This window comes from Bradyrhizobium retamae (genome assembly GCF_001440415.1).
In the GTDB taxonomy this organism is placed as follows: Bacteria; Pseudomonadota; Alphaproteobacteria; order Rhizobiales; family Xanthobacteraceae; genus Bradyrhizobium; species Bradyrhizobium retamae.
In genome coordinates this window covers 82,811-89,412 of sequence record NZ_LLYA01000160.1, presented here as the reverse complement: position 1 = coordinate 89,412, position 6,602 = coordinate 82,811, and the positions used below count along the sequence as shown (strand labels likewise).

Here is a 6,602-nt window from a genome sequence, read left to right as displayed (position 1 = left end):
TTTGTCCCGATAAGCCGACAATCAAAGAGCCAGATCGGGCTTCGCTTTCGGGCCAATCACCGACATCGTGGACATCCCGTCAAAGTGCGTCTGGAACTGCCGTCTAATCCGTCGTACGGTACGCTTTTGGGTTGGATTGCGGGCCATGGTGCAAGAGCGGCCAGTCCGGGTCGAGCGCAGGCTGTCGGCGATTTTGGCAGCCGATGTGGCCGGCTATTCGCGGCTCATGCACGATGACGAAGAGGCCACGCATACCAAGTTGGCGGCGCTGCTAACAGACGCGGTTGTTCCAGCAATCGCCGAACACGGCGGCCGCATCGTGAAGAACACTGGTGACGGGTTCTTGGCAGAGTTCCCGAGTGCGGTGCAAGCGGTTCGGGCCGCGACACAATTCCAGACCCGCATCAAGGAACTTACAATCGCTGAGGCGGAAGATAGGCGTATTGCTTTCCGTGTAGGCATCAACGTCGGCGACGTAATTGTCGAGCCTCATGATATCTTCGGGGACGGCGTGAATATCGCAGCGCGGCTAGAGAGTATTGCAGAGCCCGGGGGCATCTGCATCTCGTCCTCCGCCCACGACCATGTCCGGGGTAAGGTCGGCGTTGAGTTCGCCGATCTGGGTGAGCAGAACCTCAAAAACATCGCCCTTCCCGTCCGGGCCTTTGCAGTGGTCCGGGATAGGTCCAGCGCGGCGACACAGGCTGAGAGGGCGAGGCTCAGCCCGCTTTCACCCCCTCGGCTTTCCATAGTTGTGCTGCCTTTCGCCAACCTCAGCGGCGACCCCGAGCAAGAGTACTTCGTGGATGGGGTGACCGAGAGTCTGACCGCCGACTTGTCACGCATCACTGCTTCATTCGTTATTGGTCGGCACACCGCATTCACTTACAAAGGCAAGGCCGTCGATCTCAAGCAGATCGGCCACGAATTGAAGGTTCGTTACGTTCTGGAAGGCTCGGTACAACGGGGCGGCAATCGCCTCCGCGTGAACGTGCAGTTGATCGATACCGAAACCGGCGCTCACCTATGGGCCGACCGTTTTGACAAGCCCATCGCCGACCTCTTCGAACTGCAGGACGAAATCGTATCGAAGCTCGCGAACCAGCTGGAGGTGCAACTCACGGAGCAGGAGGCAAGACGATCAGAACGATCTCGACATCCCAGCTCAATGGACTTGTATTTTCAAGGCAGAGCTTGGTTGAACAAGGCGTGGACGCCGGAGTATTTGGCACAAGCGCGCGGCAGTTTTGAACGAGCGTTAGCCGTTGATCCCAGGAATATCGATGCCAGGGTCGGCTCGGCAGCTGGTGACCTGATTGTTGGTGTTAGTTACATGAGTAACGACAGCGCTGCGCTTCTCGCAAAAGCGGAGGCGACGTTGACGAAGGTCCTATCCCTGGCTCCTAACCATGCCTTTGCCCATATGCTCTTGGGAGCCACGCTAATTTCAACGAACCGCCCGGCTCAAGGCATTGCTGAGTGCGAAAGAGCATTGGCGTTGGATCGCAATTTGGCAGAGGCGCACGCGCAAATTGGCAGAGCAAAACTTGTTTTGGGGCTTGGAGTAGAAACTGAGGGCCATGTGAATATGGCACTTCGTCTCTCTCCTCGCGATGTCTTTTCCAATCACTGGCTCTCGTTTATCGGCCTCGCCAAGTTGCAGATTAAAAAGGATGTTGAAGCGCTGGGCTGGTTCCGTCGCAGCGTTGAAATCAACCCAAATGATCCGCCGACGTATTTCGTACTCGCCGCAACACTAGCGCTACTTGGTTCGCTGGATCAGGCGAGTACCGCTGCAAGGGCAGGTTTGGCCATCAATCCAGGCTTTACCATCCGCCGCTTCCGCGACGGTGCCTACGGCGATAACCCAACTTTCCTCGCCTACCGCAATCGCCTCTCTGAGGGCATGCGGTTGGCCGGGATACCCGAGGGGTGATGTCGCAGTTGGGTCAAGAGCGCCGCCTGATGGTTTGAATTGAACCGAACTACGTCTTCAATCATCTGAAAGCAGACGTGTTTTCAGCAGCTTACTGGTTTCAGAATGGCCGGCCTCACTAACTGAGGAGGCCACCATGGCTGAAGTCTCAAGCGTTGTCGCAGTCGTATCCAAGCGTGTCCCCTGGAATAAGGGAAAGATTGTTGGAGCGAAGCCACCGCTCCGCCCAAAACACGTGTGGTCTATTCGAACGAAGCTTCAGGTCGAAGGCCGCGCTCGCGACCTCGCCATGTTCAATCTAGCAATCGACAGCAAGCTTCGCGGCTGTGACGTCGTCGCCATCCGGGTCGGGGATGTTGCCGCGGGCGGATACACAGCGGATCGCGCAACGGTACGGCAGAAGAAAACCGGGCAGCCAGTCAGATTTTGAATTGAGCGAGCGGACGCGCCAAGCGGTCGATGATTATCTAAGGGACGCCGGCAAACGGGCTAGCCGCACGCCCGAGAGCGCGCCCTCATTATCGCCCGAGAAGATCCACCGCCCGGCATCCCTCCGAAGGAGGCTGTTGCTGAAGTTCGGGACGTCCTGGACTCGCTCGGCGACACCTGCCCCGAGTGTCTGCCAGCCTGATTGCGCTTGCTGCGATCGGCAGACGACCGGCGATTGCGATGGAATGTTCTTCTTGAAAGTCCGTGAGGTCGGTCGGATACTGGAGCAGGTCCTTGCCACCAGCAATCCCAGGAGGACGATCATGCCGATTCAGATCGTGATGGACCGCAGCGGCGACCGCCGTCACCCCTTCAGTTCGGATGACGCACAAGAACTGGAGAAGGCGGAGCAGCGGTTCTATGAGCTCACCAATGCCGGCTTCACAGCGGCAGTTAGGACGGGTCCGGGCCAGACCTCGCACCTACGATCGTTCGACCCCACTGCGGAAGAAACTGTCTTCTTCCCCAGGCTGGTCGGCGGGTAACCGGCCCGGCCATGTTCGGCTTTCGACTGTGGACGCCGGGCGGCCGCTCCCGCACAAGCGCGACGCGAGCCCTCTTCATCAGGCACGGCGCCGAAGGCACGCCGGAGGGCCGCTCGCTGCGGCTCTTGCGAGAGTGGCTGTCGCCGGCGCAGCGAGAGCAGTTCGCCAGGAAGGGCTACTTCGAGGTCATCGGAAGCGACAGCGGAAAGCGGTACAGGATCCACGCCGGGGCCTCGGTGAATGTGTGCGAGATCGACAAAAGAGGTCGCCTGCAGGAGGGGCTGTGTTTCATGCCGATCGGCGCTCTGCCGATCGGAGACGTCATGCTTGCCCAGAAGATCGCGCTGGAGACATGCGAGGGCCAGGCGCGCGCCGTGGCCCGCAGGTTCACTCCGAATAATTTCCATTTCAGGCAAAGCCGACCTCTCGGCTGACGCCGCGGACCTCATCGCGGCTGCGGCACGCATCAGGCTGTTGCGCTGGACATCGTGCGCCGACCGAAAACAACGCCCATTCACGAGCTGGAGCGATACCTGCGGTGCAAGGATTGTTCGGAGGTTCGCGGATATTCGTACAAGCGCGGCCACATCGTAGCTTTGCGACCGACCAAAATTTCAGCGTTGAACCCTCCGTCCACCTGGTGGCCGGGAGAGCGATGAGCAAAAAACACCCCGCAAAAATACGGACGGTGGCAATTTTCTGAACGACAACCGGCTTAGCTTCAGCTAAGAGCGGGTTACCGGAATTTGCCCGGTGAAGTGGGGTGGGGAACCCTGTTGTATTATTCCATTGCTGACGCGCAACAGCCGTTGCGCGCTGATACGCGCTCCACTGCGACAAACAAGCACTCAGGTGGGGGGACCTTTCGGCTAGACATCAACGCCCTCCGGGCGCTCTCGGTGCTGGCTGTGCTGGGCTATCACCTGAAGATACCAGGATTTGCCGGTGGATTCGTCGGGGTAGACGTCTTCCTCGTGATTACTGGCTATCTGATGACGGGCAAGGTGTTGGCCGAGTTGGCTGCGGGGCGGTTCTCGCTCTGGTCGTTCGGCATGCTGCGCATGCGGCGAATTTATCCGGCGCTTGCGGTCGTCGTGATTTCATCTGCCATCATTGGATGGTTCGTCACGCTGCCCGGCGAATATCTGAGACACCTGAGGCAGGCATGCTACGCCTTGGTAGCCCTCTCCAATTTCGCCTTCGATGCTGATAACGGCTATTTCGCAATGGCCGCTCAGACCAAGCCCCTACTGCATACCTGGTCGCTCGCAATTGAGTGGCAATTCTATATCTGGATGCCCTTGGTGGCGGCCCTGATATGGCGGCGCGCCCTGCCTTCGAAGTCTCGATCCAACGTGATGATGGGCGCATTTTTGGCCGTTGGGTTTGTCTCTTTGGCGTGGTGCCTCTGGCAGAGTCACAGCGACATGATGGGCTCGGCGTTCTTCTCGTTGCGAGCGCGAGCATGGGAACCATTGGCCGGTGGATTGATCGCGGTGTCCGAGTTTCAGCGGCGTAGGGAGAATACCCCTGGTCTTCCGTGGCTGACAGCGCCCGGAATGGCGATCGGGGGCTGGGTCCTTGTTGCAGCCTGCATCATTTATCCACTCCCTGAGACGCACTGGCCGGGACCGCTCACGCTGTTGCCAATCCTCGGGGCTGCATTGATCGTTGCTGCCCGCCATCAGGCCGATGGACGCGGCTTGCTTGGGCTGCCGTTCATCCAGCGTATCGGCGATTGGTCCTATTCGATCTATCTTTGGCACTGGCCGATCTGGGTCTTTGCGCTGAGCTGGCTCTCTTTCCGCGGCTATGACGTGAATGCCAGGGAAAAGATGCTGATGGTGTCCGCGTCAGTCCTGCTCGGCGCAGCCTCGTACTATCTCGTTGAGCAACCGATCAGAAAGCGCCGGGTTTTTTGGACGGAGCGCCGTCTGGTGTCGAGTGCCAGCATCGTCTTCTGCTCGTTGATCGCATTCACTGCAACGGCTTTCCTGAACAATGGGTTTCCGATGAGGCTGCCTGAATATCTTCTGGCCGCTGAGGAGGCGAGAAGGAACGGTACGCCTCGGGACGAATGCTTCAGGAACTCGAACTCCGCCAAGAGGGCTGCTGAGACGTACTGCAGCTTTGGAAGTGAAGGCGTCGCCGGACGCCCCACCGCAATCTTGTGGGGAGATTCGTTCGCTAACCAGTACCTTGTACCGATCTCTTCGGCTGCGCTTCGAAATGGAGTACATGGACTGATCGCCACGCAAAGTGCCTGCAGGGCATTCATTGACGATCCTGCGCTGAACTCCGGCGATCAACAGCCGTGCCGGGAGTTTAACCGGAGCACGATGGATTTCGTGCTTGGTCGGGCTGAACCGAGCATAGTCGTGATCGGAAGTAACTGGGGAAGTGCGATCGAGATTTCAGCTTTGGTCGACCGATTGCTCAGTTCAGGCAAGACCGTCATTCTGATCATGCCCCTATTAAACGTTGGCTTCGATGTCCCGCAGCGGTGGATGGAAAACCAGGCCCGCGCTGGCAGGGCGCTAGACGAATGGAAGGTCGAAGCCGATCCCGTCCTCACGATGAGCAGCCTCCGTGCCGAGATCAGCAAAATCTTGGATAAATATGAGGACGATCCGCGGCTGATCGCAGCCGATCCATTCCCGCTCGTTTGTGAACACAGTCATTGCTATCTAGTCAGGAACGGGCAATCCAACTTTCGAGATTCTGCCCACATTTCCAATGTTAACGCGACACAGTACACGGGCATGTTTGACGCTGCCTTTAGATTGGCGGTCCAAGCCACGAGTAAAGCAACAAACGAGGCCGACTGAGGGCGTAGGCGTTGGATGCCGTCGTGTGACGCCGCTGGCCGCAAGCTTAAACTGAACCAGCGGCGCAAAGACCACCATGTGCAATCTGTACTCGATCACCACAAACCAAGAAGCCATCCGCGCACTCTTCCGCGTGATGAACCGCTACATTGGCAACCTGCAGGCAATGCCCGGCGTGTTTCCCGACTATCCCGCGCCCGTTGTGCGTAACGTCGGCACCGAGCGCGAGCTGACGCTGATGCGATGGGGGATGCCGCCCCCGCCGCGCACGGGCGGACCGCTCGTGACCAATATCCGCAACACCTCATCACCGCATTGGCGGGGCTGGCTCAACCCGGAAAACCGGTGCCTTGTCCCGGCCAACAGCTTCGCGGAATACGCGCCCGAGCCGAACCCCGAGACCAAGAAAAAGGACGTCGTCTGGTTCGCCCTGAATGCGGATAGGCCGCTTTTCGCGTTTGCTGGCGTTTGGACTAAGTTCAAGGGCGACCGTGGCACCAAGTCCAAACCGATTCCCGGCCCTCATCTGGTCTATGGATTTCTAACGACCTCGTCTAATGCGGTGGTCGAGCCGATCCACCCCAAGGCTATGCCGGTCATCCTGCAGACAGATGAGGAGCGCGACGTCTGGATGCGCGCACCCTGGGATGAGGCCAAAGCGCTGCAGCGCCCCCTGCCCCATGATGCGATCAGGATCGTCGCGCGCGGTGCAGACAAGGAAGACAAGGCCGCCGCATGAACTACCTTCGGCGGATCCGCGAAAAGATTAGGCTGGACATCAGAACAGCCCTGGATGGTTTCGGTCTGCTGTTCGCTGTCACGCTTTCCTTCTGCCTACTCCAATCACGATGGCATCGTGAACCG

The 6,602-nt window shown here is 58.9% G+C and carries 5 protein-coding genes and 2 pseudogenes; all 7 read left to right on the top strand.

Annotated elements, in window-relative coordinates:
• Window positions 1-145: 145 nt before the first annotated feature.
• Window positions 146-1,936, top strand: coding sequence for an adenylate/guanylate cyclase domain-containing protein (locus tag CQ13_RS22160; RefSeq protein WP_057844959.1), 1,791 nt, complete (start codon window positions 146-148; stop codon window positions 1,934-1,936).
• 136 nt (window positions 1,937-2,072) lie between these two features.
• Window positions 2,073-2,395, top strand: a pseudogene (locus tag CQ13_RS45790) (site-specific integrase); the annotation flags it as partial.
• Between the two features lie 293 nt (window positions 2,396-2,688).
• Complete coding sequence (locus tag CQ13_RS22150) at window positions 2,689-2,910, top strand: hypothetical protein (RefSeq protein WP_057844967.1); 222 nt, start codon at window positions 2,689-2,691, stop codon at window positions 2,908-2,910.
• An 11-nt stretch (window positions 2,911-2,921) separates the two neighbouring features.
• Window positions 2,922-3,344 carry a hypothetical protein gene (locus CQ13_RS22145; protein WP_057844957.1) on the top strand — a complete coding sequence of 141 codons (423 nt, stop codon included), beginning with the start codon at window positions 2,922-2,924 and terminating at the stop codon, window positions 3,342-3,344.
• An 18-nt stretch (window positions 3,345-3,362) separates the two neighbouring features.
• Window positions 3,363-3,569, top strand: a pseudogene (locus CQ13_RS45785) (hypothetical protein); the annotation flags it as partial.
• Between the two features lie 117 nt (window positions 3,570-3,686).
• Window positions 3,687-5,738: an acyltransferase family protein gene (locus CQ13_RS22140; RefSeq protein ID WP_197427391.1), complete on the top strand. Its 2,052-nt coding sequence runs from the start codon at window positions 3,687-3,689 to the stop codon at window positions 5,736-5,738.
• 76 nt (window positions 5,739-5,814) lie between these two features.
• Window positions 5,815-6,477 carry an SOS response-associated peptidase gene (locus CQ13_RS22135; protein ID WP_057844955.1) on the top strand — a complete coding sequence of 221 codons (663 nt, stop codon included), beginning with the start codon at window positions 5,815-5,817 and terminating at the stop codon, window positions 6,475-6,477.
• Window positions 6,478-6,602: the final 125 nt, after the last annotated feature.